Annotated in this window: 18 protein-coding genes and 2 tRNA genes; 3 read left to right on the top strand and 17 right to left on the bottom strand. The window is 67.4% G+C overall.

Features of this window, described 5'->3' with window-relative positions:
- Positions 1-3: 3 nt before the first annotated feature.
- The 9 genes from serS to GGR04_RS14675 all read right to left on the bottom strand — a co-directional run bounded on the left by serS (position 4) and on the right by GGR04_RS14675 (position 10,045).
- A complete protein-coding gene (serS, locus tag GGR04_RS14715; RefSeq protein ID WP_183200687.1) occupies positions 4-1,287 on the bottom strand; it encodes a serine--tRNA ligase in 1,284 nt (427 codons plus the stop codon).
- 40 nt (positions 1,288-1,327) lie between these two features.
- On the bottom strand, positions 1,328-2,140 hold the full coding sequence (tatC, locus tag GGR04_RS14710) for a twin-arginine translocase subunit TatC (protein ID WP_183200686.1): 813 nt from the start codon (positions 2,138-2,140) through the stop codon (positions 1,328-1,330).
- A complete protein-coding gene (tatB, locus tag GGR04_RS14705) occupies positions 2,137-2,685 on the bottom strand; it encodes a Sec-independent protein translocase protein TatB (RefSeq protein WP_183200685.1) in 549 nt (182 codons plus the stop codon). The genes tatC and tatB overlap by 4 nt, the downstream gene beginning before the upstream one ends.
- Positions 2,686-2,733: 48 nt before the next feature.
- Positions 2,734-2,964 carry a twin-arginine translocase TatA/TatE family subunit gene (locus tag GGR04_RS14700; RefSeq protein WP_183200684.1) on the bottom strand — a complete coding sequence of 77 codons (231 nt, stop codon included), beginning with the start codon at positions 2,962-2,964 and terminating at the stop codon, positions 2,734-2,736.
- Positions 2,965-3,002: 38 nt separating this feature from the next.
- Positions 3,003-4,124 carry an ABC transporter ATP-binding protein gene (locus GGR04_RS14695; RefSeq protein ID WP_183200683.1) on the bottom strand — a complete coding sequence of 374 codons (1,122 nt, stop codon included), beginning with the start codon at positions 4,122-4,124 and terminating at the stop codon, positions 3,003-3,005.
- 85 nt (positions 4,125-4,209) lie between these two features.
- Positions 4,210-5,232, bottom strand: coding sequence for a beta-N-acetylhexosaminidase (gene nagZ, locus GGR04_RS14690; RefSeq protein ID WP_183200682.1), 1,023 nt, complete (start codon positions 5,230-5,232; stop codon positions 4,210-4,212).
- A gap of 119 nt (positions 5,233-5,351) precedes the next feature.
- Positions 5,352-6,887, bottom strand: coding sequence for an SPOR domain-containing protein (locus GGR04_RS14685; RefSeq protein ID WP_183200681.1), 1,536 nt, complete (start codon positions 6,885-6,887; stop codon positions 5,352-5,354).
- 101 nt (positions 6,888-6,988) lie between these two features.
- The gene (argS, locus tag GGR04_RS14680) at positions 6,989-8,740 is read right to left on the bottom strand and encodes an arginine--tRNA ligase (protein ID WP_183200680.1); all 1,752 of its coding nucleotides are present in this window, start codon (positions 8,738-8,740) and stop codon (positions 6,989-6,991) included.
- A gap of 90 nt (positions 8,741-8,830) precedes the next feature.
- Positions 8,831-10,045: a deoxyguanosinetriphosphate triphosphohydrolase gene (locus GGR04_RS14675; protein WP_183200679.1), complete on the bottom strand. Its 1,215-nt coding sequence runs from the start codon at positions 10,043-10,045 to the stop codon at positions 8,831-8,833.
- 161 nt (positions 10,046-10,206) lie between these two features.
- On the opposite strand from GGR04_RS14675, the gene erpA reads away from it, so the two are divergent.
- Together erpA and xth are read left to right on the top strand one after the other, a co-directional pair.
- A complete protein-coding gene (gene erpA / locus GGR04_RS14670) occupies positions 10,207-10,560 on the top strand; it encodes an iron-sulfur cluster insertion protein ErpA (protein WP_183200678.1) in 354 nt (117 codons plus the stop codon).
- 58 nt (positions 10,561-10,618) lie between these two features.
- Positions 10,619-11,428 carry an exodeoxyribonuclease III gene (gene xth / locus GGR04_RS14665; RefSeq protein WP_183200677.1) on the top strand — a complete coding sequence of 270 codons (810 nt, stop codon included), beginning with the start codon at positions 10,619-10,621 and terminating at the stop codon, positions 11,426-11,428.
- Between the two features lie 18 nt (positions 11,429-11,446).
- Here the strand turns inward: xth and GGR04_RS14660 are convergent, their stop codons facing one another.
- From GGR04_RS14660 to GGR04_RS14625, 8 genes are all read right to left on the bottom strand, one after another.
- Positions 11,447-12,256 carry a tetratricopeptide repeat protein gene (locus GGR04_RS14660; RefSeq protein WP_246393173.1) on the bottom strand — a complete coding sequence of 270 codons (810 nt, stop codon included), beginning with the start codon at positions 12,254-12,256 and terminating at the stop codon, positions 11,447-11,449.
- 618 nt (positions 12,257-12,874) lie between these two features.
- Positions 12,875-14,227, bottom strand: a complete 1,353-nt coding sequence (locus GGR04_RS14655; RefSeq protein ID WP_183200676.1) for a long-chain fatty acid transporter — start codon at positions 14,225-14,227, stop codon at positions 12,875-12,877.
- 319 nt (positions 14,228-14,546) lie between these two features.
- Positions 14,547-17,321, bottom strand: a complete 2,775-nt coding sequence (locus GGR04_RS14650; protein ID WP_183200675.1) for a valine--tRNA ligase — start codon at positions 17,319-17,321, stop codon at positions 14,547-14,549.
- A 167-nt stretch (positions 17,322-17,488) separates the two neighbouring features.
- Positions 17,489-18,460 carry a PopZ family protein gene (locus tag GGR04_RS23980; RefSeq protein ID WP_246393172.1) on the bottom strand — a complete coding sequence of 324 codons (972 nt, stop codon included), beginning with the start codon at positions 18,458-18,460 and terminating at the stop codon, positions 17,489-17,491.
- 157 nt (positions 18,461-18,617) lie between these two features.
- On the bottom strand, positions 18,618-19,994 hold the full coding sequence (locus tag GGR04_RS14640; protein WP_183200804.1) for a TolC family outer membrane protein: 1,377 nt from the start codon (positions 19,992-19,994) through the stop codon (positions 18,618-18,620).
- 278 nt (positions 19,995-20,272) lie between these two features.
- The gene (locus tag GGR04_RS14635) at positions 20,273-20,923 is read right to left on the bottom strand and encodes a protein-L-isoaspartate O-methyltransferase family protein (RefSeq protein ID WP_183200674.1); all 651 of its coding nucleotides are present in this window, start codon (positions 20,921-20,923) and stop codon (positions 20,273-20,275) included.
- Between the two features lie 107 nt (positions 20,924-21,030).
- A tRNA-Cys gene (locus GGR04_RS14630) sits at positions 21,031-21,104 on the bottom strand.
- Positions 21,105-21,199: 95 nt separating this feature from the next.
- The gene (locus GGR04_RS14625; RefSeq protein ID WP_183200673.1) at positions 21,200-21,553 is read right to left on the bottom strand and encodes a hypothetical protein; all 354 of its coding nucleotides are present in this window, start codon (positions 21,551-21,553) and stop codon (positions 21,200-21,202) included.
- A 184-nt stretch (positions 21,554-21,737) separates the two neighbouring features.
- Here GGR04_RS14625 and GGR04_RS14620 point away from each other — a divergent pair.
- Positions 21,738-21,812: transfer RNA gene (locus tag GGR04_RS14620), tRNA-Asn, on the top strand.
- The last annotated feature ends 169 nt before the right edge of the window (positions 21,813-21,981 follow it).

The following is a 21,981-nucleotide window of genomic DNA, read 5'->3' as shown; positions in this document are numbered from 1 at the left end:
CGATCAGCCCTTCGCGATCACGTCGATGCCGCCCATATAGGGCCGCAACGCCTCGGGAATGGCGATGGCGCCGTCCGCCGTCTGATAGTTTTCCATCACGGCGATGAGCGCGCGCCCGACCGCCGTGCCGGAGCCGTTCAGCGTGTGCACGAAGCGCGGCGCCTGCTTCTCGCCCGCCGGGCGATAGCGGGCGTTCATGCGCCGGGCCTGGAAGTCGCCGCAGACCGAGCAGGACGAGATCTCGCGGAACGTGTCCTGTCCCGGCAGCCAGACCTCGATGTCGTAGGTCTTGTGCGCCGAGAAGCCCATGTCGCCCGTGCAGAGGACAACGGTGCGGAAATGCAGGCCGAGCTTGGTCAGCACGGACTCGGCGGCGGCCGTCATGCGTTCATGCTCGGCGACCGCGGTCTCCGGCGTCGTCACCGAGACGAGCTCGGCCTTATAGAACTGGTGCTGGCGCAGCATGCCGCGCGTGTCGCGGCCGGCCGAGCCCGCCTCGGAGCGGAACGAGGGCGTCAACGCGGTGAAGCGCAGGGGAAGCTGCGCCTCGTCGAGGATCTCCTCGCGCACGAGATTGGTCAGCGACACCTCGGCCGTGGGAATCAACCAACGGCCGTCGGTGGTCTGAAACAGATCCTCGGCGAACTTCGGCAGCTGGCTGGTGCCGAACAGCGCCTCGTCGCGAACGAGCAGCGGCGGCGACACCTCCTCGTAGCCGAATTCCTGCGTGTGGACGTCGACCATGAACTGGCCGAGCGCGCGCTCCAGACGCGCCAGCCCACCGCGCAGCACCGTGAAGCGCGAGCCGGACATGCGAGCGGCGCGATCGAAGTCCATCATGCCGAGCGCTTCGCCGAGTTCGAAATGCTCGCGCGGCTTGAAGTCGAACGCCGGCTTCTCGCCGACACGGCGGACCTCGACATTGCCTGCCTCGTCGGCGCCGACCGGCACGTCGGCAAAAGGAACGTTCGGCATGCTGGCGAGCACGTCGCGCAGTTGTGCGTCGAGTTCGCGCTCCTGCCGTTCGCCGTCCTGGATGCGCGTCTTCAGGTCGGCGACGCGCGCCATCACTTCGTCGGCGCGCGCGGCATCGCCAGAGGCCTTGGCCTTGCCGATCTCCTTGGAGGCTTCGTTGCGCTGGCCCTGCCAGTCCTGCAGCGAGGTCAGGTGGGCGCGGCGCGCCTCGTCGAGGCGGATCGCCTCGGCGGAGCCGAGCTTCGACCCTCTCGCCGTCAGCGCTTCGTCCAACTTCTCCGCGTTCTCGCGGATCCACTTGATGTCGAGCATGTTTCTCCAGTCCGCGAGCTGCGGACCGGCAACGACCGGATCACTCCGTGGTCGCTTGGCCTGCCGCCACCCGCTGGGCGCGCTTCTTCTCGATCAGCCGTGCGGTGATGATGCCGACTTCGTAGAGAAGGATGGTGGGGATCGCAAGACCGATCTGGGACAGCGGATCGGGCGGCGTGAGGATGGCCGCCGCGATGAAGGCGATGACGATGGCGTATTTGCGCTTGCTGCGCAGCGACTCCGACGAGATGATCCCAGCGCGCACCAGCAGCGACGACACCACGGGAAGCTGGAACACCAGACCGAACGCCATGATCAGCGTCATGATCAGCGACAGGTATTCCGACACCTTCGGCAGAAGAAGGATCGCCGCGTCAGTACCGCTGCCCTGCTGCTGCATCGACAGGAAGAACCACATCACCATCGGGCAGAAGAAGAAGTAGACGAGCAGTGCCCCGAGCAGGAAGAGCAGCGGCGTCGCCACGAGGAAGGGCACGAAGGCCGCACGCTCGTCGCGATAGAGGCCTGGCGCCACGAACTTGTAGACCTGGATGGCGATCACCGGAAAGGCGAGGAAGAACCCGCCGAAGGCCGCGACCTTCACCTGCGTGAAGAAGAATTCCTGCGGCGCCGTGTAGATCAGCTCGACACTCGCCGGGTCGAGTCCCGCCCAGCCGGTGGCGATCTGGTAGGGGATGACAAGGAGATTGAAAATCTGCTTGGCGAAGAAGAAGCAGATCAGGAACATGCCCATGAAGCCGAGGATCGACCAGATCAGCCGGCGGCGGAGTTCGATCAGGTGTTCGATGAGCGGCGCGGACGAGGCCTCGATGTCGGACTCCGAACGGCTCACGAAACGCCTCCTGCCATGTCACGCGTCGAAGCCGCCGGGGTGGCGGCTCCGTTCATCAGCGCCGGCTCGGGCGCCGCCGTCTTTTCCGCCGGACCGACTTCGCCGACCTTCGGCTCGCTCGATGCCACGACGTCTGCGGCAGGCGCGGCGGCGCCATTGGGATTGGACGACATCGTCTGCGCCTGCGCCGCCGCGACGGGAACCGGTCCCTGGCTCGCCGACGGCACCTGAGGCGCCGCCGAACTGGCGGCTGCCTTCAGCGACGACCGGATCTCGTCGCCGACGGCGCGAACCGGATTCATCGCCTTGCGAATGTCGGCCCGCGGATCGAGTTGCTTCACGTCGCGGGCGACCTCGCGCAGTTCGTCGAGTTCCGCCTCCTTCAGCGCCTCGTCGAACTGCTTGCGGAAGTCGCCGGCCATGCGACGCATCTGCGTGCTGACGCGACCGAAGGTCCGCAGCATCTTCGGGAGATCCTTCGGTCCGACCACGACGATCAGAACGACGGCAATGACGAGAAGCTCAAGACCACCGATGTCAAACATGGCTACGCCCGTTCACGAGGGATGCCGGCGGAAGCCGGCATCGAACGTTCAGATCCGGGACTTCTCCACTGTGGTGTCGTGGGTCATCGGCTCGCCTTCGCGGGTTTCAAGCACGCGGCGCTCCTGGACCGTCGTCACGTCCTCGTCCGACATGCCCTTCTTGAAGTTCTTGATGCCCTTGGCGACGTCGCCCATCAGCTCGGGAATCTTGCCGCGACCGAAGAGGAGGAGCACGACCGCCAGAACGATCAGCCAGTGCCAGATGCTGAAGCTACCCATGATACGCCTCCTTGCGACGCGAACCGTTCGCGTTCTATTCAGATCGAACCGTCCGTGTCTTCAAACACGAAAATCTCTTGCGGATCAACGGACACGACGATTTCGTCCACGCCCTCCCCCAACTCGCTCGGGCGGATCCGCGCCCGCAAGGGCCGATCCGCGCCGTCGACCGCCAGGGTAAGGAGATCGACGCTCCCGAGAAACCGCCGGGAGAGCACCCTTGCCGGGACGCCGCTTCCGTCCACCGCGAGACGCAACCCATTCAACCGTAAGCCGATCTTCACCGGGGTACCGTCCGATCGTGGCGAAGCTGCGACCGTGCCGAGCGGGCATTCGACCCGCCCGCCCCGCACGGTGCCGGCGAGCACGTTGAGTTCGGAAAAGAAGCCGGCGGCGAACAGGCTGGCCGGGCGGCGATAGAGTTCGTGGGCGGTGCCCGCCTGCACCAGTCGCCCATCGCGCAACAGCGCGATTCGGTCGCCCATCCGCATCGCCTCCTCGGCGTCGTGCGTCACGACGATGGCGGTGGAGCCGGTCTCGCGCAGGATCTGCAGCGTGTCGGTGCGGATCACGTCCTTCAGCCGGCTGTCCAGCCCGGAGAACGGCTCATCCATCAGCAGAACCCGGGGGCGCGGCGTCAGCGCCCGGGCCAGCGCCACGCGCTGCTGCTCGCCGCCCGAAAGCGTGTGCGGATAGTCGGCCGCCGCCGCGCGCAGGCCGACCCGCTCCAGCGCCGCGAGCGCTGCAGAATGGGCGTGGGAAGCGCCGAGAGGGCGCAAGCCGAAGCGCACGTTGTCGAGAATCGTCATGTGCGGAAACAGCGCGAAGTCCTGAAACATCAGGCCGACGCCGCGCCGCTCCGGGGGAACGAAACCCTCCGGTCCCGCCACCGCCGTGCCGCCGATCAGGACGCGCCCGCTGGTTGGCCGCTCGATGCCGGCGGCGATGCGCAGCAGCGAGGTCTTGCCAGAACCGGACGGACCAAGCAGGCAGAGGACTTGGCCCGACTCGGCCCAGATCGAAACCTCGTCGAGAATGCGCTTGCCGCCCGCTTTGAAGCCGACCGCCTCGAATTCAAGATCGGATGCGAAGCTGGCGGCTGCGGTGGCCGTCGGCGCTTCCTGGTCGATCCAACGCACGATCGGCGTTCTGGCGGTCATGGGGCCGATCCCGTCGAAGGGCGGCCGCAACGGCGGCGCGCGAAACCTTTCGCGAACCCTCCGTTAGCCCGCTCGCCCCCGGCCCTCAAGCCACGAGTGCGAGAAGCCCCTCGAATTCGCGGCGTTCCTCGTCGATCGAACCGGGCGTCGCCCCGCGGCGGATCACGTCCAGCGCCCGCTCCGCCCGCTCGGCCGCGCGTCCCGTCAGCTCGGGAACACTCGCCGCGACCTTCGCCATTTCCGCCATGTCGCCGTTGCAGTGGAGTGCCAAGTCGCAGCCCGCCGAGATCGCCGCCGCCGTGAGGTCGCCCATGTCGCCGTCGAGCGCCTTCATCGACATATCGTCGCTCATCAGGAGGCCGTCGAAGCCGAGCTCGCCGCGGATGATCTCGCCGATCGTGCTCGGCGACAGCGTCGTCGGGCGCAAGGCATCGAGTGCCTCGAAGAGGAGATGCGCGGTCATGCCGGCGGGAAGATCGCGCAGGGCCCGGAACGGCGGGAAGTCCACCGCCTCGAGCTCGGCCCGCGTGGCGCGAACCCGCGGGAGTTCGAGATGGCTGTCGGCGTCGGTGCGCCCGTGCCCCGGCAGGTGCTTCATCACCGGCAGCACGCCGCTCGCCATCAGCCCGTCCGCCGCGGCGCGCCCGAGCGCCGCCACGACAGCCGGATCGTTCGAATAGGCGCGGTCGCCGATCACCGAATGGGTGCCGGGAAACGCCACGTCGAGGCAGGGCAGGCAATCGACGTTGATGCCGTAGCCGTCGCGAAGGTCATGCCCGAGTAGGCGACCTTGAAGCCAGGCGGCGCGAAGGCCAGCCTCCTCGCCGTCGCGCTCGTGCACGCGTCCGACCGTCATGGAGGGCGGATAGCGCGGCGCCAGCGGCGGCCGCAACCGCTGCACGCGTCCGCCCTCCTGGTCGACGAGAATGGGAACGGTGTCGCGGGCGCCCGCCTCGGTCAACTCGGCCACGAGATCGCGAAGCTGCGCGGGTTCCGACACGTTGCGACCGAAGAGAATGAACCCCCATGGCCGTTCGTCGGCGAAGAAGGCGCGTTCGTCGGCGGTCAGCGCCAAGCCGCTGCAGCCGGCAATCCAGGCTTTGGGCATCGTCGAAGTCCTGTCCGCAGGAGAAGAAGCCGCCGACGGGTTCCGGTCGGCGGGCAAGCCGGATCGCCATGGCGGCCCGGCGGGAGCCGACGCGGCGAGAACGCCGCCGGCGAGTGCGGTCAGCGCGTCACGAAGCAGCTTCCGCCGGCAGACTTCACGCTCTCGCAAACCGTGTTGGCCTCCGCCTTCGACGCCGCGACCACGCGCACGCGGTAGAACGTGCCCTTACCCGGAATGTCCGCCGGCTTGATGTTCAGGCCGCGACCGCCGATGGCGCCGGAATAGCGCTTGCCGAGATTGCTCATCGACTGCTTGGCGAGATCGGCGCTTGGCTGCGAGGCGATCTGCACGAAATAGCTGCCTGCGGCGGGCTCCGGCTCCAGCGAGGCGACCTGAATCGGCGCGGCAGCCTTGGGGGTAGCAGCCTTGGCGGGAGCCGCGGTGGCGGCAACCGGCGGCGCGGGCGGCGGCAGCATCTCGGGCTCGGCCGCGGCCAAGCTCTCGTCGTCGGCGTCGGCAGCGTAGGGCAGCTGCGGCGCGATGCCGGCCACCGGATCGAGCATCGCGACCTGCGCGCTGCTCGAGGCCGTCGTCATCAGATCCGTGCCGGCCGGCGCTTCGGCCTCGGTGGCGACCAGCGTGCCATCGGGGCGAACCGTGAGCGTCTTCACCTTGCGAGGCTGCAACGTCGGCTCGGCCGGCGCGGCCGCAGGCGTGCCCGCGTCCGCCTGCTCGGACGGGAGAGCGACCTCGTCGCCGACGCTGACGCCGGGAAGCGCATCCACCGCCGGCTCGTCGTCCTCGGCGATGTCGAGCGGCTCCTCCATCGCGGTCACCAGCGATTGCTGGGTGGGCGTCGCGTCGGCGCCGACCCCGGCGACGCGCTGGTAGACGGCCTTGTTCTGGTTGGGGATCGAGCGGCCGCCGGGATCGGCCGGCGCGACCTTGTAGGGCGTGGCGTCGGCCTTGATGAGCAGCGGCCCGTCGGACCCCGACATGCCGTCGACATTGTGATAGACGGCAGCCGTCGCGACGCCGACCAGCGCCAGCAGCGCCACGCCGCCGAGCAGCATCGCCGGACGCCGGAAGCGCGAGCGCGCCGCCACGGGATAGTCGTCGTAGCGATCGACCTCGACGTCGGACTCATCGTAGCCCTGCGCGTAGTCGTCCTCGTCGTCGGCGACGTAGGGCGCGTTCATCGCCGCCATCTCGCTGGCGATCAGCTCATCGAAATCGTCGAGGGTCAGGGTCTGTCGCAATTCCGGCTCATGCTGGCGGGCCGGCGCGAAGGACTGGGTCTCGGCGGGGTTGGAATCGCGCGGGCGCTGGGGCTGGCTGAGGCCGAACAGCGCGTCCTCGATCTGCAGATCGCCCTCGCCGCCACGCACCGCGGGCCGACGTGCGGCGGCCGGGGCCGGCATCGGCGCTTCGATCGCGAGGGCGACGCGGGCGCGCTCAGACACTGCGCCGCGCTCGGGAGCGTAGGTGAACTCGTCCCAGCCCGCGGACTGGGGAACCTCAACCGGCTCGAAACCCTGATACGACTTGGCGGACGCAGGCGTGCGCATCGAGGTTCCTTCCACCGCGCGGACGAGATCGGCGAAGGGGTCGCGGCCGCCGACCATGCCGGGATTTGAATCCTTGACGTTCTTCATCCCACCGATCCCACCCCGGATTTCGGCCCGCAGCAGCCGAAATTACACAATGCGTCGCGAAGCTTGCGCCTAGTTCGCGAACTTGTTCAAAGCGTGGTCCGTCAGCGCATTTCCTCCGGCGCGGAGACGCCGACGAGGTCCAGCCCGGACGCGATCACGAAGGCCACCGCCTGCACGAGGCCCAGTCGGGCCGCCGTGGTTTTCGCATCATCAGGCTTAACGAAGCGTAACTCCGGGTGGTCCTTGCCGCGATTGTACTGGGCGTGGAACGCCGAGGCGACGTCGTAGAGGAAGAAGGCAAGACGGTGCGGCTCCTTGGCCTGTGCCGCGCTCTGCACCAGCCGGGGATACTCGGCAAGCTTGCGCACGAGGCCGAGTTCGCCTTCGTCGGTCAGCCGTTCGAGCGTCGCCGCGTCCACCCGGTCGAGCGCCGAGACGTCCATGCCCTCCGCCGCGGCCTGCCGCACGATCGAGCGTGAGCGGGCATGGGCGTACTGCACGTAGAAGACGGGATTGTCCTTCGACTGCTCGGTGACCTTCTGGAAGTCGAAGTCGAGCGGCGCGTCGCTCTTGCGGAACAGCATCATGAAGCGGACGGCATCGCGCCCGACCTCCTGCACCACGTCGGCCAACGTCACGAACTCCCCGGCCCGCTTCGACATCTTCACCGGCTCGCCGTTGCGGAAGAGCTTCACGAGCTGGCACAAAACCACGTCGGACTGCGCCGCGCCGCCCGAAACCGCGCGCGCCACCGCTTCCAGCCGCTTGACGTAGCCGCCATGGTCGGCGCCGAGCACGTAGACCATCTCGTCGAAACCGCGGGCGAACTTGTCGGCGAAATAGGCGACGTCGGCGGCGAAATAGGTGTAGCTGCCGTCCGACTTGACCAGCGGCCGGTCGACGTCGTCGCCCACCTCGGTGGAGCGCAGCAGGGTCTGCTCGCGGTCCTCCCAGTCGTCCGGCAGCTGCCCCTTCGGCGGTGGCAGCGTGCCCTGATAGACGAAGCCCTTGCCGCGCAGATCGTCGATGATCGCGGTGATGCGGCCGCCATTGCCCTCGTGCAGCGTCTTCTCCGAGAAGAAGACGTCCTGCTGGATGGCGAGCGCGCGCAGGTCGTCGCGGATCGACATCATCATCGCCGCGATGGCGTAGCTCTTGACGAGCGGCAGCCATTCGCTCTCGTCCTGCGCCAGGAGATCGCGCCCGTAGCGGATCGACAACGCGGAGCCGACGGTCTTCAGATAGTCGCCGGGATAGAGCCCTGCCGGAATGTCGCCGATCGGCTCGCCCAGCGCCTCGCGGTAGCGCAGGTAGACCGAGCGGGCGAGGACGTTCACCTGCTCGCCGGCGTCGTTGATGTAGTATTCCTTCGTCACCGCATCGCCGGCGAACGCCAGGAGATTGGCGATGGAATCGCCCACCACGGCGCCGCGGCAATGGCCGACATGGAGCGGCCCCGTGGGGTTGGCCGAGACGTACTCGACGTTCACCTTGCGCCCGGTCGGCTCGCCGCGTCCGTAGTCGGTGCCGGCCGCGAGAATGGCGCCGAGATGGCGCGTCCAGACCTGCGGATGAAGCCGCAGGTTGATGAAGCCGGGGCCGGCGATCTCGACCGCAGCGACATCCGGATCGGCGCGCAATCCTTCGGCGATGCGCTCGGCGAGATCGCGCGGCTTCTGGCCGAGGGGCTTGGCCAGCACCATCGCCGCGTTCGTGGCGAGGTCGCCGTGGCTGGCATCGCGCGGCGGCTCCACCGTGATGCGCGAGAGATCGACCTCGCCGGCTTCCATCGTTCGCAGAAGGGCTTCGACGCTCTGGCGAATGCGCTGCTCGAAGTCGGCGAAGAGGTTCATGGGAAGCATTCCAGACGAGATCGGAAGGACGAGCCCCGCCCCACCGGCATGAAAAGGCTACGCGAGGGGCGTGGGTGGCAAGCGGCGCGCCTAGCGCAAATCGGGGGTAGCGTCAAACAGACGCCGATGTTCGGCGAGGGCGAAACTGTCGGTCATGCCCGAGAGATAGTCGCAGACACGGCGTGCCAGACGCCCCTCGTCGAGCGAGCGCACGCTCTCGCTCCAGGCGCCGCCCATCGCCGCGGGATCGGCCCGGTAGCGCGCGAAGAGATCGGCGACGACACCCTCGGCGCGGTCCATCACGCGCATCACGCTGTCGTTGCGATAGACCCGGGCGAACAGGAACTCCTTCGTCTGCGCCGCCATCGCCCGCATGCGCGGCGAGAAGTCGATGAGCGTGCGCGACGCCGCCCGCACCGCGTGCGGGTCGCCGATGCCGTCCTCGCGGAGGCGTCCGAGCGAGGCGGCAATGACGTCCTCCACCATCCGCGTGATGTGACGGCGCATGATCTCGTGCACGGTGCGCGAGCGATCGAGATCGGGATAGCGCGCCGTCACCTCGCGCAGCAGATCGCCCGCGAGATCCAGCCCTTCCAGATCCTCCAGATCGATCAGCCCGGCGCGCAGCCCGTCGTCGAGATCGTGGGTGTTGTAGGCGATGTCGTCGGAGATCGCGGCGGCCTGCGCCTCCAACGAGGCGAAGCGATCGAGGTCCAGCGGGAAGACGGCGTCGAAATCGAGGATCGGCCGCGGCACAGGCCCCCCGATACAGGCATGCCGGCCCGTCAGCGGCCCGTTGTGCTTCACCAGCCCGTCCAGCGTCTCGAACGCGAGGTTGAGGCCGTCGAACTCGGCGTAACGGCGCTCCAGCGCCGTGACGATGCGGAGCGACTGAGCGTTGTGGTCGAAGCCGCCATGGTCCTCCATGCAGCGGTTGAGGGCGCGCTCGCCGGCATGGCCGAAGGGCGTGTGGCCGAAATCGTGGACGAGGGCGACCGCCTCGGTCAGATCCTCGTCCAGCCGCAGCGCGCGGGCGAAGGCGCGGGCGATCTGCGAGACCTCGATCGTGTGGGTCAGGCGAGTGCGGAAGTGATCGCCCTCGTAGGCGACGAAGACTTGCGTCTTGTGCTTCAGCCGACGGAAGGCGCTGGAATGGACGATCCGGTCGCGGTCGCGCTGGAAGGGCGTGCGCGTCCGGCTGTCGGGCTCGGGAACGAGCCGTCCACGCGAAGCCGCCGCATCGACCGCGAAGGGCGCCAGATGCTCGCGCCCGACGCCGATGCCGTGGAACGTCTCGTCGGCCATGAAGCGAAGTCCCCCGACGAAGATCCTGCGGCCCGCTCGCGCCGGCGCGGCAAGATGGGCGGCACCGACCGATTGACCGACCCGGCGCGCGTTCATACGTTAGGCCAGACGATCCAACAAGAAGAGGCCGCAAGGCCGCTTCGCCACCCCGGACATGCCCCATGAGCGACTCGTTCGCCGCCCCCGCCGCCCAGCCCGTCACGGTGTCCGACGCCGCCGCACGGCGCATCAATGCGATTGTCGCCAAGTCCGAGGCGGAGAAAGCGCTGCGCATCTCGGTGGAGGGCGGCGGGTGCTCGGGCTTTTCCTACAAGTTCGACCTGACGCACGATCGGGACGCCGACGACGTGGTGATCGAGAAGGACGGGGCGACCGTCCTCATCGATTCGATGTCGCTGGCCTACATGGACGGCGCGGTGGTCGATTTCGTCGACGACCTGATGGGACAGTCCTTCCAGATCCGCAATCCCAACGCGGTGGCCTCCTGCGGCTGCGGCACGTCCTTCTCCGTTTGACAGGACGAGGCTCCGCGCGGCAGGACGGGCACGCCTCCTGCCGCGCGAGTTCGACCCCATGCTGATCGCCACCTGGAACATCAACGGCGTCAAGGCCCGCCTCGACGTGCTTCTCGCGTGGCTCGACGAGCGCCAGCCGGACATCGCCGGTCTTCAGGAGATCAAGAACGTCGACGAGACCTTCCCGCGTACCGAGCTCGAAGCGCGGGGCTGGCATGTCGAGACCCACGGACAGAAGGGCTTCAACGGCGTCGCGCTCCTTTCGAGGCAGGCGCCCGTCTCGGTCGAGCGCGGCCTGCCGGGCGATGCGCTCGACGAGCAGGCCCGCTTCATCGAAGGCGTCTGGCGAATGGGTGATCGCGACATCCGCGTCGCCTCGCTCTATCTGCCGAACGGCAACCCGATCGGCACCGAGAAATTCACCTACAAGCTGGCCTGGATGAAACGGCTGGAGGCCCACGCGCGCCATCGGCTGGCGGACGAGATCCCGTTCGTGCTGGCGGGCGACTACAACGTCATTCCCCAGCCCGAAGACGCCCGCAACGCCAAGGCCTGGGTCGACGACGCGCTGTTTCAGCCCGAGACACGCGCCGCCTATCGGCGCCTTCTCGGCCTCGGCCTGACAGATGCGGTGCGCGCCTCCACCGACAAGCCGGGCACCTACACGTTCTGGGACTATCAGGCCGGCGCCTGGCAGCGCGACAACGGCATCCGGATCGACCATGTGCTGCTCTCGCCCGAGGCCGCCTCGCTCCTGAAGTCGGTGGAGATCGATCGACACGTCCGGGCGTGGGAGAAGCCCTCGGATCATGTGCCCGTGGTGGTCGAACTGGCCCTCGGTGATTCCTCGCCTTCGATCGAGGCCTAGCCTCGATTCGGATCGCCGTCAGTCGCCGCCGGCATCCACCTGATCGGCATAGGCGAGCGCAGTGCGACGGTCGTCCTCGTTGGAGAGCGAGAACGCCTCCTCCTGCAGCGGACGGATCCAGTCCTTGTCTTTGGCAGGCGCGAGCTTGAGCGCCCTTGTGAGCATCGCCAGGCCGCGCACCGGCTCGGCGCGCAGCGAGATCGTCTCGCCGTCGAACAGAAGGTAACCGAGCAGCGCTTCGGCCTTGGCGTAGCCCTTGCGGGCCGCGAGCTTCAGCCAACGCGCGGCCTGCTTCGGGTTGGCCTTGCCGCCCTCGCCCGCCAGCAACATGCGGCCGAGCTCGAACTGCGCACGGGCATCGCCGAAATAGGAGGCGGCGTGCGAATAGAGCTGCCGTGCCTGCGAGGGATCGGCGTTGACCGGCGTTCCCGGAATGCCGTTGCGGGTATATTCAGCCAGAGCCACCACGGCGCTGGCGACATAGGCGGCGTTCGGCGAGGAGGACGTATCGTCCTCCTGATCGCGCACGATTTGTTCGAACATGCGGAACGCCGCGTAGTCGTTTTCCACGACGCCATCGCCATCGGCATACATCTGCCCGAGCTTCCAGCGGGCGCCGGCATGGCCGAGATCGGCCGCCTGCTGCAGCGCCTCGATGGCCTCGGCCTTCTCGCCGCGCTTGTAGGCGGCAAAGCCCAGCGAAAACGCATCGCGCGAGCTCGGCGCCTTCGTCGAGACGCTGCCGGCGTCGAGCGCCTGCGCGCCGGGCGTCGCCATCAGCAGCCATCCGCCGGCGCAGGCCCAGACCAGCGCGTCAGAGACCCGCATGGACCGCCCCGCTCTCGGCAGCCGCGACGCAAAGGTTCGCACCAATCACCGGAACCCAGGGGCCCGTGACGTTGGCGAAACCTTCGAGGCGATCTGTCCCATGCCGCCGGATCGTCATCATCGCGCGCAGAGTCCCTTCGGCGGCGTCAGCACCCGGTGCGACACGGCGCCCCGGCTTCGAGCCCGAGCGTAAGATCGATGTCTGAAGATTGTTGCATCGCGCCTCGCCGACGAAGCCGCCTGCACACCATCCGGATGGCCCACGCGCCGCGCAAGAGCCGGTACGCCGAATACGGCGGACGGACTGGCCGGCTTCTGCCTTTCGCGGATTGTGACGCCCATCGATTTCCTGCCCTGCGTCCGTCGCTGCTGGAGCGGCGAGTCGTTTCGATCGCACGACTGGCTGCCCGCCCCTTGACGTTGGGTGGCCGTGTTTTATGGCGGCAACACGGCACCAACCCGCTGGCTTCGTTCTTAAATGATGCTGCACGGCAATAGTGTTGCCGACGATCCACACTCGCATTCGGCGAGAAAACGAGGCCGTTGCGACACACTTTAAAAAGCGAAAGGCGGCCGCCCCATCGGACGACCGCCTTCGATGATCCAACAGATTCGAATTTAGAAGTTGAGCTTGATCGAGGCGTTAGCCGCGTAGACGAAGTCGTTGCCGACCGTTGCGTTGTAAATGGCGCCGTTGGAGACGGATTGCGCGCCGTCCGTCCAATAGCCGATCAGTCCGCCGATGCGCAGTTCCGCCCAGTCGTTGTTCTTCAGCGAAAGGCCGCCGGACAGCGTGTAGAGGTCGGTGTAGGTGGTTTCCGCGCCCGTCGAGACACCGCTGTCGTAACCGATCGACACCGAGCCCGAGACATATTCGTTGAAGGCCTTGCCGAGGCCGATCGAGGCTGAATAGCCGTCGTCCCAGTAGTACGGGCTGACGCTGCTGTTGCCTGCGACGGTTGTGATCACGGCGCGGTTGGTGCTCCAATCGGTCCAGCGGAACGAGCCGAGAAGGAGCGTGCCCTCGGCAATGCCGGTCTGCGCGTTGATGTAGAGGCTCTGCGGGCTCGTAGCGGTGTTCTGGAAGGCCGGCAGGCCTTCCGCGAGCACGCTCCCACCCTTCGGCAAGGCGTTGATCAGAGCGGTGGGCACGGTGATGCCGGAGCGCGAGAGCAAGGCCGCGGCGGTGGGCACGGAAACCTGCGCGCCGTTGGCGAGGCGCACGAAGGCGTCGCTCGTCGCCGACAGGGAGCCGGTGCCGGTGATGTCGTCGTGTTCGACCTCAGAGCGGTAGAGAACCTGGGCCCGCAAGGCGATCTCGGGCATCTCGAAGGCGGCGCCGACCCGGTAGCCGGTCTTGTAGTCGGCCTCGGTCTGCGCGTTGAGCGCGACCGGCACGAGAAGCTGCGCACCGAGGCTCCCGAGCGCGGCCTGCAGCGACGCGGGAAGCGAGGTGCCGAGGTTGCGATTGGCGAGGCTCGTTCCTTCGAACGTGAAGTCCTCCATGAAGAGGCCGCCGAGCAGGCTGAAGCGCATGCCGTCCTGGGCATAGCTCAGGCGGCAGGTGGCGCTGACCTCGTTCGACTGGAACTCGAGATCGCGCACCCGCGATCCGCCCGGGAAGGGCGCCGGCTGGGCGCCACCCGGCAGGTTGGAATAGTCGCCCTCGGCCGCGAAGGCCTCGACGAAATTCCCGACGCAGGCGCCGGTGTCGTTGCCGAACTTCACGGCCGCGCTGGGGATGCGATAGGTGCCGGTATAGGTGCCGTAGTCGCCGCGCACGCCGTTCACCGAGTCGAAGCCGCGCTGCGGATCGACATAGGTGAAGCCGAGCCGGGTGGTCATCGTGCCCTTGTCGTAGAGCACGTCGGTGTCCGCCGTTCCCCGCTGGAAGCCTCCGGCCTGCGCCGGTGCCCATCCCGCGAGCATGGCCAATGCCGTTCCCGCCGCCAGCCGCTGCCAATCGATCATGTCGTTCCCCCGATGCGTCGCGCCGGACTGTCGCCGCCCGATCATGCGCGAAGCTTCCCACGAAGTCGTCACAATTGGAAAGAGTGGGAGTTTGCCGGAGTCCTTCTTCGACAAGCGCTCGAAGACGACACATCGGGCATCACGCCCGCGATCAGAAGTTTCACGCAAGACTCTGCGAAGAAGCAACTTTCAAACTCTGCTCTGCGGAAAGGAAGACGCATTGCAGAGCGAAGGCCACAGGGCGAAACTCTTCCCTAAACGGAAGAGTTTCGCCGACCGTTGCGCGAATGCGACAGCGCGACGGTGACCTCGCCGACGATCAGGCCAGCATGGCGATGGCCTGCCGCAACTTCTCGGCCTCGGCGAGATAGGCGGCGCGCTTCTCGCGCTCCTGATCCACCACGTCGTCCGGTGCGTTCGCCACGAACTTCTCGTTGGAGAGCTTCTTGTCGATACGCCCGACTTCGGCCTGCGCCTTCGCTTCGGCCTTCTGCAGCCGCGCCCGCTCGGCGGCCACGTCGATCATCCCCGCCAGCGGTAGCGCGTAGCTGCCTCCACCCACCACGAACTGCGCCGATTGCGGCGGCGCCGTCGCCGACAGCTCGATCGAGGACAGCCGCGCCAGCCGGCGCAGCGCCGGCTCGTGGCGTTGCAGGCGCCCGCGGGTCGTCTCGTCCGCGTCCACCGCCACGAAGGCCGCTTCGGCTGCCGGCGACACGTTCATCTCGGAGCGAACCGAGCGGATCTCGCTCACCAGTGCCACCAGCCAGTTGAGATCCGCCGCGGCCTCCTCGTCCGCGAAGTCGATCAAAGGCCAGGCGGCGTGACAGAGCAGCCCCTCGCGCCCGGCATCGACCGCCGTCACGGCCCAGAGCTCCTCGGTCAGGAACGGCATAAACGGATGCAGCAGCGCGTAGATACGGTCGAGCACGGTGCCGGCGACCCGCCGCGTCTCGTGCTTGGCGGCCTCGTCCTCACCGAGGAACACGGGCTTGGCGAGCTCGAGATACCAGTCGCAGACCGTGTTCCAGGCAAAGCGATAGATCGTGCCGGCCGCGTCGTTGAAGCGGTAGGCTTTGAGCGCGTCGTCGACGTCGGCCACGGCTTTCGACAGTTCGGTCATCACCCAGCGGTTGAGTGGCAGCGTCAGCGCCGCGGGATCGACGTCGTGCCCATGGATCGCGCCGTTCATCTCGGCAAAGCGCGTGGCGTTCCAGATCTTGGTGCCGAAGTTGCGATAGCCAGCGATGCGCTGGGGATCGAGCTTCACGTCGCGCCCCTGCGCCGCCATGATGGCGAGCGTGAAGCGCAGCGCATCCGCGCCGAACTCGTCCACGAGGTCCAGCGGGTCGATGACGTTGCCCTTCGACTTCGACATCTTGGCGCCGTTCTTGTCGCGAACGAGGGCGTGGACGTAGACCGTCTCGAACGGCTCCGTCTCCATGAAGTGCAGCCCCATCATCATCATCCGGGCGACCCAGAAGAAGATGATGTCGAAACCGGTGACGAGCGCGCTCGTCGGATAGTAGGTCGCGAGCTCGGGCGTCTTGTCCGGCCAGCCGAGCGTCGAGAAGGGCCAGAGCGCCGACGAGAACCAGGTGTCGAGAACGTCCTCGTCGCGCGTCAGGAACCCGTCGCGCGCCGCCGGATCGTCCGCCAGCTGCCGGGCCTCGGCATCGCTGATCGTGCCGTTGGTGACGTAGTGCGCGAGGGCCGCGGCGGCGGCGACCTCCTCGTCCTCGTCCACGAAGATCGTGCCGTCCGGGCCGTACCAGGCGGGGATCTGGTGGCCCCACCAGAGCTGGCGCGAGATGCACCAGGGCTGGATGTTCTCCATCCAGTCGAAATAGGTCTTCTCCCAGTTCTTCGGGACGAAGTTGGTGCGGCCCTCGCGCACGCTGGCGATGGCAGGCTGCGCCAGCGTCGCGGCGTCGACATACCACTGGTCGGTGAGGAAGGGCTCGATCGGCACGCCGCCGCGGTCGCCGTGCGGCACCATGTGCGTGTGCTCCTCGACCTTGGCGAGGTAGCCTTCGCTGTCCATCCAGTCCACGAGCATCGCCCGCGCGGCGAAGCGGTCGAGCCCCTCGAACATGGCCACGGCCCGCTCGCCATCCGCCGGATACAGGCCTTCGAGGAAGTCGGCATTGTCGCGGATCGCGATCGAGCCGTCGACCGCCAGCACGTTGATGCGGCGCAGGTCGTGCCGCGAGCCGACCTCGAAGTCGTTGAAGTCGTGCGCCGGCGTGATCTTCACCGCGCCCGATCCCGATTCCGGATCGGCATAGTCGTCGGCGACCACCGGGATCAGGCGCCCGATCAGCGGCAGGCGGACGCGCTTGCCGACGAGCGCCGCGTAGCGCTCGTCCGACGGATTGACGGCGACGCCGGTGTCGCCGAGCACGGTCTCGGGGCGCGTCGTCGCCACCGTGATGAAGGTCTCGGGATTGGCCGGGTCGTAGTCGCGCCCCTCGACGGGATAGCGGAAGTGCCAGAGCGATCCCGCGACCTCCTTCTGCTCGACCTCGAGGTCGGAGATCGCGGTCAGGAGCTTGGGATCCCAGTTGACCAGCCGCTTGTCGCGGTAGATCAACCCCTCGCGATAGAGCTGCACGAAGACCTTACGCACGGCACGCGACAGGCCGTCGTCCATGGTGAAGCGCTCGCGCGACCAGTCGCAGGAGGCGCCGAGACGACGCAGCTGCTTGAGGATGCCGCCGCCCGACTCCTCCTTCCACTCCCAGACGCGCTCGACGAAGGCGTCACGGCCCATTGCCCGCCGGCCCGGCAAGCGACGCTCTGCAAGCTGGCGTTCCACCACCATCTGCGTGGCGATGCCCGCATGGTCGAGGCCGGGCTGCCAGAGCACGTTCTCGCCGCGCATGCGGTGAACGCGCACGAGAACGTCCTGCAGCGTGTTGTTCAGGGCGTGGCCGATATGGAGCGACCCCGTCACGTTCGGCGGCGGAATGACGATCGAGAAGGGATCGGCGCCCGGCTTGGCGCCCGCGCCGGCGGCGAAGGCATCGGCGGCCTCCCAACGGTCGGCGATGCGAGGCTCGATCGTCGCCGCGTCGTAGGTCTTCTCGATCATGGGGAGGTCCAGCTGTCAGCGAAACGTTGCCGCATCGGTTACAGGGAAGATTTCGCAAGTGTCAACGAGATCAGGGGCCGATGGCGGATCGGTGCCGGCGCGGCGACGGAACGAAAAAGGGGCGGCTCGCGCCACCCCTCGTCCCTTCCGATCGCCAGGAGGTTCGCTCAGCGACGGCCACCCCGCGCCATGCGCTCGATCTCCTCGCGCACGAGACGCTCGACCATGCGCGGCAGGTTGTCGTCCAGCCACTCCTGCAGCATGGGCCGAAGCATCTCCTGCGCCATGGACTCCAGCGACTTCAACTCGCCGTTGCGGATCGCCTGCGCCAGTTCGTCGAACGAGGCGGCGACGAGATTGCCCGTCATGTCGGAGGCGAGCGGCGATGCGCTCGTATCGTGGATCGGCGCATAGAACGTCGATTCGGGGCCAGCGGCGGCCCGGCGATCACGCTCGTCGGTGTTGGCGGGCTCGAAGACGCCGCGGTCGGACAGGGTGGATTCGGTTCCCATGGCGCTCTGATCCTGCAAGATAGGGGTCTCGTGCGCGGGCGCATCGAACGACGCGAAACCGGCCTCCGGCGTCACGTCGCCATTCCCGTCACCGTCATGGGTGTCGGCAAATTCCGGTGCCGTCTCCCGCGACTGGTCGCGTGCCGCCGAGTCGGCATTCGCCGAAACCTCGACCGCCGCCGCCGCATCGTCATAGACCGGTTCAGGCGCATCGACGAACGAAGGTGCGGGTTCGCGCATCGGCGCAGCCACCGTCGGCGGCACCACCTCGAACGAGCCCCAACTGGCGGCGAGTTCCGTTTCCAGCGCCGCCGTCAGCCGGTCGTCATCCTCCTCGGACCGCTCGCCCGGCGCCGTCACTGCGACGCTCGACGAAAGCGCCGCGCCTTCGACACGAGCGACATCTTCGGCGTCGGCCGGGAACTCGGCCGGCGCGCGGGCGGTCGGCAGATCGGACTGCAGGGAGGCCGGAGCGATGCCGAAGGCGTAGGGGGCTCGCTGCAGACGGGCGGACGCGAGGCCCGCATTCGGCGCGCCGTTTCGGTCCTCGCCAGTTTCGATGATTCGCCGGATCGATGCCAGGATCTCGTCCATCGACGGCTCCTGCGCGACGTTCGCCTTGCTCATGTTGATCAGCACCCGATTCGATCGGCGGCACGTCGCCGCCGATCATTGGGAGGATGCTAGACTCAATTCGAATGAGGTTGAATCCCTGCCGACGCGAGATCGCCGCTGTTCAGAGGTTTTTTAACGGATCGTTAGCGGATCATCTCCAGGCCGGGCGTCAGCGACCGTCCGGGGTGCGCAGCCCGTACCACTTGTCCTGCACCTGCTGGTAATGCTCGTCGGGCTCGTAGCTGTCGACCGCCAGCGCCAGACGCTCCGGCTGCAGCTGACCGACCGCGGAGGTCAGCGTGTAGGCCGCGACGACGGCGTCCCGCTGGGCGCCGGCCAAGAGAATCTGCGCCGTGATCACGTCGGACTGGGCGTTCAAGACGTCGAGCGTCGTGCGCTGGCCGACGTTGCGCTCCTCGACGACACCGTTCAACGCCAGCTCGGCGGCGGCGACCTGCGCGCGGTAACCGATGACGTTGGCATCGGCGGCCTGACGCTGGGCCCAGGCGGTGGCGACGGCCGAGCGCACCTCGTCGCGCGTGAGATCAACCTCGATCCGGCGCTGCCCCAACACTTCCTTGGCCTGGCGAACGCGCGAGGCGACGATGCCGCCCTGGTAGATGGGAACGGACAACTGCGCCGTGACGGTGCCCGCCACCTGATTCTGCGTCAGAACATCGACGCCCGGCAGGTTCGACGCATTGGGCGTCTGATCCGACAGCGAATACTGATTGTCGACCTGTCCGTTCAACGACACGGTCGGCAGGCGCGCGCCTTCGGCGGACTTCACCTGGAAGCCCGCGGCATCCACGGCGTATTGCGTGGCGAGAATCGCGGGATGCTGGCTCTGCGACACCTCGATGGCCCGCGAGACGCTGCCGGGAACGGCGGCCTTCGGCGGCAGGGTGCCGGCATCGAGCTGGCCCGGAGGATCGCCGATGACGTCGAGATACTGCGATTCGCTGCTGGCGACCTGCGCGAGAGCGCTGTTGAGCAGCGCGGTCGCCAGGGCCTGCTCGGCTTGCGCCTGCGCCACGTCGGTGCGCGTGCCCTCGCCCACGTCGAACCGCGCCTGCGCGGCGCGAACCTGCTCGTTCAGAAAGTTCAGGTTCTGACGGCGAAAGGCCGCGATCTCGCGGTCGCGGCGCACGTTCATGTAGACGGTAACGGTGTTCAGAAGCGTGTTCTGAACGGTGTTCTCGAGATTCTTCTGCGAGGCGCGGACCTGCGCCTGCGCGGCGTTGACGTTGTTCGGCGTCCGAAACCCGTCGAACAACACCTGGTTCACCTGGATGCCGGCCGTGATGACGCCGGTTCGGCTTCTCGAGGACTGCAGGTCGTCGCCGAGGGTGGTGCGCGAGCGCGTCGCCGTCGCCTGCGAGACGCCCGTCACGGTCGGCCGCAGCCCGGCTCGCGCCTGCGGCACGTTCTCGTCGGTGGCGCGCAGCTGCGCACGCGCGACGTTCAGCTGGTGATTGTTCGCGTAGGATTTCGCAAGGGCACCCCGCAGGCTTTCGGCACCGGCGGTTCCAGCGCCGCTAATCATGAGCAGGGCCGATACCGATGCCAGGATCCAGGAATTCTTGCGCAAGGGCTCACTCCAGATTCGGGCGGTCGATCCGCAGAACACCGGATCAAAAGCTATACACGGACAAGCCACGCCCGAACCTTGGCGACTGCCCTCTTTGGAAGTGAACCGAAGCTTGCGCCGACGCCAGAGGAGTCGGCCCGACGGCTCGGGTTTTGCTGCCGAGTGTGGCCTCGGGAAAACACTTCCCGTACGTATAATCAACGAATCGCGCATCCGCGACCCGAGATCGAATGTCAGAACACGAAGGACTGCTTGCTCTCGAAACCAGGGAGCGGCTTCACGCTGCAATTGAAGCCGAAGCGGTCGGACAGGATGCCGTCCTCCTTCGTGTAGAGCTTGGCCATCGCCGACAGGCCGTAGCCCTCGACGACCACGAGACGCCCGCGATCCTTCAACTGGTCGAAGAAGGTCGCGGGGATTTCGCCGACCGATCCCTGGAAGACGATCACGTCGAAGGGCGCCTCGGTCGGCACGCCCCCGACCAACGGCCCGGTCACCACGGCGCAGCTGACGATGCCGAGCGCGTCCAGCGTTTCCGAAGCCCGATTCGCGAGATCGGCATTCTCTTCGAGGGCCACCACCGAGCCGCCGAGATGCGACAGCACGGCCGACGAGTAGCCCGTGCCGCAGCCGACGTCGAGGATGACGTCGCCTGGGCCGACCTGCGCCAGCTGCAGCAGCTTGGCGAAGGGCGACGGCTCCATCAGGTAGCGCCCGCCACCAAGCGGAATGTCTTCGTCGATATAGGCCAGCGGCTGACGCTGGTCGGGAACGAAGCGCTCGCGCGGCACGGAGAGAAAGGCCCGCAGGATCTCGTGCGACGTGACGTCGGTCGTGCGGATCTGGTTGTCGACCATCTTGGTGCGGGCGGCAGCGAAATCCATGGCAGGTCCCGGAAAGGTTGTTTCGGCGACTCCCCTTAGGCGCGCGCACGCACACTGGCAAGCACCGCGCGGTGTGCCGGGATGGGATCGACCAAGAGAAAAGGGGCTGGAGGCCTCGGAGGGAATCGAACCCCCGTGCAAGGATTTGCAGTCCTCTGCGTAACCACTCCGCCACGAGGCCTCGACGAGGGGCTACCTACTTCGCGGCGGCCCGCCATGCAAGGGGCGGACGATCGCTCGATGCGATTCCCGCCGGTCGGCCGGCGTCATGCCGTCTCAGCGTCGTCCGAACGAAGGGATCCGGACCCAGGCAAAGCGCCCCTTCCTCGTTTCCGCCCCGGATCGCACCAGCACGGCCCGCGCCCGGCGCCGCCGACCCCATTTGACGTCTGCCCTGCGACGCCATCGGCGCACGAAGCGCAGGTCGATGGAGAGGATCAGAAGGCCCAGCGGCAACATCCAGATGCCAAGCACCGGCAGAAAGCTGAACACGCCCCCGATCATGAAGGCGACGCCCATCGTCATGCGCGCGATTCGGTTGGCCGGGAGCCGCAGCGTGCGACCGAACAGTTCGATCGTGTTGCCGCGAAGGCGGAAGAGGTCCCGCTTGGGCGGCGAGGAGGGTGTCATGAGGAATGCGCTCCCGGACGAAATGCGTCGGCGTCTCATAGCGACACATGGTGGCGAGCGGGTTACGGCGGAACCGCGCCGAATTGGAGGCGGGCAAATTATTTCGCGGTTTCGCGACGACGCGGGTTGGCAAATCGAATTTTCGGCTGCTATAGGGGCCTCGTCCGCAACCGATGCGGACCGTTCCCCGGTAGCTCAGTGGTAGAGCAATCGACTGTTAATCGATCGGTCGCTGGTTCGAATCCGGCCCGGGGAGCCAAGTCTTTTCGCTCGGCGTTCAGCACCAATCCAAACGAAATTGCGAGCAGCGCGACAAGGCGGCAAGTTTTCCAGCTCTCGTCTTTGCGACCGTGCGCTCGTCTTCCCTACCAAGGTTTCCGCACCGTAACGGTCTGCTCGCATCGACGATGATCGGTGGCGGGCACGAT

This window comes from Aureimonas pseudogalii, assembly GCF_014196835.1.
Taxonomy (GTDB): domain Bacteria; phylum Pseudomonadota; class Alphaproteobacteria; order Rhizobiales; family Rhizobiaceae; genus Aureimonas; species Aureimonas pseudogalii.
This window is presented reverse-complemented; position numbering and strand designations above follow the sequence as displayed.

Bases quoted from the DNA above. Each gene is read 5' to 3' on its own strand.
- serS (WP_183200687.1), bottom strand. From the start codon at position 1,287: ATGCTCGACATCAAGTGGATCCGCGAGAACGCGGAGAAGTTGGACGAA.
- tatB (WP_183200685.1), bottom strand. From the start codon at position 2,685: ATGTTTGACATCGGTGGTCTTGAGCTTCTCGTCATTGCCGTCGTTCTG.
- GGR04_RS14700 (WP_183200684.1), bottom strand. From the start codon at position 2,964: ATGGGTAGCTTCAGCATCTGGCACTGGCTGATCGTTCTGGCGGTCGTG.
- GGR04_RS14695 (WP_183200683.1), bottom strand. From the start codon at position 4,124: ATGACCGCCAGAACGCCGATCGTGCGTTGGATCGACCAGGAAGCGCCG.
- nagZ (WP_183200682.1), bottom strand. From the start codon at position 5,232: ATGCCCAAAGCCTGGATTGCCGGCTGCAGCGGCTTGGCGCTGACCGCC.
- GGR04_RS14685 (WP_183200681.1), bottom strand. From the start codon at position 6,887: ATGAAGAACGTCAAGGATTCAAATCCCGGCATGGTCGGCGGCCGCGAC.
- argS (WP_183200680.1), bottom strand. From the start codon at position 8,740: ATGAACCTCTTCGCCGACTTCGAGCAGCGCATTCGCCAGAGCGTCGAA.
- GGR04_RS14675 (WP_183200679.1), bottom strand. From the start codon at position 10,045: ATGGCCGACGAGACGTTCCACGGCATCGGCGTCGGGCGCGAGCATCTG.
- erpA (WP_183200678.1), top strand. From the start codon at position 10,207: ATGAGCGACTCGTTCGCCGCCCCCGCCGCCCAGCCCGTCACGGTGTCC.
- xth (WP_183200677.1), top strand. From the start codon at position 10,619: ATGCTGATCGCCACCTGGAACATCAACGGCGTCAAGGCCCGCCTCGAC.
- GGR04_RS14660 (WP_246393173.1), bottom strand. From the start codon at position 12,256: ATGCGGGTCTCTGACGCGCTGGTCTGGGCCTGCGCCGGCGGATGGCTG.
- GGR04_RS14655 (WP_183200676.1), bottom strand. From the start codon at position 14,227: ATGATCGATTGGCAGCGGCTGGCGGCGGGAACGGCATTGGCCATGCTC.
- GGR04_RS14650 (WP_183200675.1), bottom strand. From the start codon at position 17,321: ATGATCGAGAAGACCTACGACGCGGCGACGATCGAGCCTCGCATCGCC.
- GGR04_RS23980 (WP_246393172.1), bottom strand. From the start codon at position 18,460: ATGAGCAAGGCGAACGTCGCGCAGGAGCCGTCGATGGACGAGATCCTG.
- GGR04_RS14640 (WP_183200804.1), bottom strand. From the start codon at position 19,994: ATGATTAGCGGCGCTGGAACCGCCGGTGCCGAAAGCCTGCGGGGTGCC.
- GGR04_RS14635 (WP_183200674.1), bottom strand. From the start codon at position 20,923: ATGGATTTCGCTGCCGCCCGCACCAAGATGGTCGACAACCAGATCCGC.
- GGR04_RS14625 (WP_183200673.1), bottom strand. From the start codon at position 21,553: ATGACACCCTCCTCGCCGCCCAAGCGGGACCTCTTCCGCCTTCGCGGC.